The organism is uncultured Negativibacillus sp. (assembly GCF_944388365.1).
Classification (GTDB): domain Bacteria; phylum Bacillota; class Clostridia; order Oscillospirales; family Ruminococcaceae; genus Negativibacillus.
Genome location: NZ_CALXIN010000146.1, coordinates 1 through 3,651, shown reverse-complemented (window position 1 = coordinate 3,651; position 3,651 = coordinate 1). Strand labels below are relative to the sequence as shown.

The 3,651-nt window shown below is 52.9% G+C and carries 3 protein-coding genes; all 3 read right to left on the bottom strand.

Annotated features, from left to right (window positions below; all coding sequences use genetic code 11):
- On the bottom strand, window positions 1–450 hold a 450-nt coding region (locus Q0L39_RS11255; protein WP_296629249.1), incomplete at its 3' end, for a S4 domain-containing protein.
- Complete coding sequence (lspA, locus tag Q0L39_RS11250; protein ID WP_296629247.1) at window positions 443–946, bottom strand: signal peptidase II; 504 nt, start codon at window positions 944–946, stop codon at window positions 443–445. The genes lspA and Q0L39_RS11255, both read right to left, overlap by 8 nt.
- A gap of 104 nt (window positions 947–1,050) precedes the next feature.
- A partial coding sequence (gene ileS, locus Q0L39_RS11245; protein ID WP_296629246.1) for an isoleucine--tRNA ligase occupies window positions 1,051–3,651 on the bottom strand: 2,601 nt, incomplete at its 5' end.

Here is a 3,651-nt window from a genome sequence, read left to right as displayed (position 1 = left end):
ACCCTGCCGTTCGATGCCGTTGCAGGCTGCCAGCTTTCCCTTGCAGTGAAACAGCAGCGCATTGACTAAGGTTCCACTGTCGTTTCCGGCGCCTGGATGGACGACCATGTGCTTTGGCTTGTCGACCACCAACAGATGTTCGTCCTCATAGACGATTTGCAGCGGAATATTCTCCGGCTGCGGCGGCACAACGGGATGCAGCACTTCCTCCCAGTCGATCTCACCTTCGCCGTCGATCTCCACGCCGTCGGGCAGCTGGACAAACACCTGCATTCCCGCACGGAGCTTGTCGTTCTTTCCGGCAGGCTTGTTTTCCAGCGTCACTGTTCCCTGTGAAATCCACTTCTGTGCCTGACTGCGGCTCATGCCGTCGATGTTTTCCTGCAAAAACTTGTCCAGGCGCTGTCCGTCCTGCTGCGGCTCCACCACCAGACAAAGGCGGTTACTCATGGCGTTTGACCTCCTGAGAAATAGCAAATTTCTGATGCTCGTTTCGCTCGATAAACAGCAGATAGAGGATCAGCAGACCGGTGCCGCAGCAGACACAGACATCTGCAAAGTTAAACACCGGAAAATGGATCAGGCAGAAGTCGAACAGGTCGACCACATAGCCTCCCTGTCGGAAGATGCGGTCGATGAGGTTGCCCAGTCCTCCGGCCAGAATCAGACTGAACGAAGCGACCAACCAGGGGGAACGAATCCTTCGCATCACCAGCAGCACCAGGATAACCACCAGCATCACCGAGGTCAGACCCACCAACAGCAGGCGCTGATTCTGCATGGAGCTGAACGCTGCGCCAAAATTCTGCACATAGGTCAGGTGAAAAATGTTCTCGATCACCGGAATGCTGCCGACCTGCTGCAATGTATTTTCTGCCCAGAATTTAATCAGCTGATCCACTCCGACCAGCGCCGCCGCGATGATCAGCCACAGATAATTTAACATTGGCTCCTCCTTTTGCCCCTGTTTGGGGGACCTTCTTCATCTTTCTGTATAAGCACACAAAAGCGGTGCAGGAAGGCCTGTTTTCCTGCACCGCAGTATTTGATTTAGCCAAGAATTGCTGCACAGCGTGCGCACAGATCAGGATGGTTCGGGTCCTGACCGACGGTGTCGCTGTAAGCCCAGCAGCGTTCGCACTTGTGGCCTTCCGCTTTAGAAACGGTAACCTGGAGTCCTTCCATCTCGCCGGTCGCTTCTGCAACAGCACCCTGTTCCAGAACTACCTTGCTGACGATAAAGACTGGCTCAAGAACAGCTTCGTTTGCCTTGAGGAAGTCATACAGCTCGCCGTCTGCCTTCAGAGTCAGTTTAGCTTCCAGCGATTTGCCGATGATCTTCTGGTTTCTTGCATTCTCCAGCGCCTTGTTGACGTCGTCGCGGACAGCGCGGATGCGATCCCATTTTGCCATGAATTCTGCGGTCTCATCGCCCTTGCTGCCCTTTGGCATCTCGTTAAAGACGCAGGCGTCTGGGTTATGATCCTTGGATTTTGGCAGGTTTGCCCAGATCTCCTCGCAGGTGAAGGCAAGGATCGGCGCAAATACCAGTGTCATATCGCGCAGGATGCGGTAGATCGCGGTCTGTGCGGCACGTCTGGAAACGGAATCTGCCTTTTCAACGTACAATCTGTCCTTGATGATATCCAGATAGAAGTTGGACAGGTCGATGCTGCAGAAGTTGCGGATTGCATAGTAAACCTGATGGAACTCAAACTCATCATAAGCCTCGTTGCATTCCTTTGCAATCTCGTCCATTCTTGCCAGTGCCCAGCGATCCAGTTCTTCCAGCTGATCGTCCGAAACCGAATCGGTGTCTGGGTTAAAGTCATAGAGGTTGCCCAGGATATAGCGGGCAGTATTTCTGATCTTGCGGTATACCTCGGACAGCTGTTTGAGGATGTCGTTGGAAACGCGGATATCTGCATGATAATCGGAGGAAGCAACCCACAGACGCAGGATATCAGCACCGAATTTCTCGGTGATCTCCTCCGGTGCGATGCCGTTGCCCAGCGATTTGTGCATGGTCTTGCCCTGTGCGTCAACAACCCAGCCGTGGGTGCAGACTGCCTTGTAAGGAGCAACGCCCTTCCATGCAACCGAGGTAAGCAGGGAGGACTGGAACCAGCCTCTGTACTGGTCAGCACCCTCCAGATAGAGGTCAGCCGGCCACTGGAGGTTGTCTCTCTCCATCAGCACTGCTGCATGAGAGGAACCGGAGTCAAACCATACATCCATGATGTCGGTTTCTTTTCTGAATTTTTCACAGCCGCACTTCTTACATTTGGTGCCGGCCGGCAGGATCTCGTTTGCCTCATGGGTCCACCATGCGTCGGAACCTTCCTTGCGGAACAGGTCGGAAACAGCTTTGATCGAAGCCTCGTCGATGTGGAACTCACCGCAGTTCTCGCAGTAGAAGATCGGGATTGGAACGCCCCACAGTCTCTGACGGGAGATACACCAGTCAGAACGGTCGGTAACCATGTTCTTGATGCGGCCTTCGCCCCAGGATGGAATCCACTTAATGCCCTCGATTGCCTTGACAGCGTCCGCTTTGAAGTCCTCCACCGAGCAGAACCACTGTTCGGTTGCACGGTAGATGATTGGATGTTTACATCTCCAGCAGTGTGGATACTGATGGACGATCTTCTGAACTGCAAACATATTGCCGGTTTCTTCCAGCTTCTTTGCAATCGCTTTGTTTGCATCGTCGGTCTTGAGTCCTGCAAACTCGCCAGCCTCTTTGGTCAAGCGGCCTTCATTGTCGACAGGAACGACGATGGAGATTTCAGGATAATGGTTGACGCAGACCTCAAAGTCCTCCACACCGTGTCCAGGAGCGGTATGTACGCATCCGGTACCGGAATCCAGTGTGACGTGGTCGCCGACGATAACCAGAGACTCACGGTCGAGGAATGGGTGCTGGCAGACAATGTACTCCAGCTCTTTGCCGGTGATCGAGCCGATCAGCTCATAATCAGAGATGCCGGCAGCTTCCATAGCAGCAGGAGCAAGCTCTTTTGCCATGATATAATATTCGCCGTTTGCTTTGACAGCGCAGTATTCATAGTCAGGGCCCAGACAGATTGCCATGTTGCCAGGCAGAGTCCAGGTTGTGGTGGTCCAGATAACAAAGAAGGTCTTTGCAGGATCAACGCCCAGTTTTTCCAGCTTGCCCTTGTCATCCTTCACTGCAAATTTTACATAGATGGAGAAGCATGGGTCCTCTTCGTACTCAATTTCAGCCTCTGCCAGCGCAGTATTGCAGTCCGGACACCAGTAAACCGGTTTCAGACCTTTGTAGATGTAACCCTTGAGCGCCATGTTGCCAAAGATTTCGATCTGTTTTGCCTCAAATTCCGGTTTGAGGGTCATATATGGGTTTTCCCACTCGCCCAGTACGCCCAGACGTTTAAACTGGGTTCTCTGGGTGTCGAGATAGTGCAGTGCAAATTCTTTACAGATTTTTCTGAGTTCAACAGGGCTGATGTCGCTGGTGACGCCTGCTTTTTTTCTGGCCTTCAGCTCGATTGGCAGACCGTGGGTATCCCAGCCTGGAACATACGGAGCCTTGTAGCCGCTCATATTTTTCTGGCGGATGATGAAGTCCTTGAGCACCTTGTTGAGTGCAGTGCCCAGATGAATGTCACC

Bases quoted from the DNA above. Each gene is read 5' to 3' on its own strand.
- lspA (WP_296629247.1), bottom strand. From the start codon at position 946: ATGTTAAATTATCTGTGGCTGATCATCGCGGCGGCGCTGGTCGGAGTG.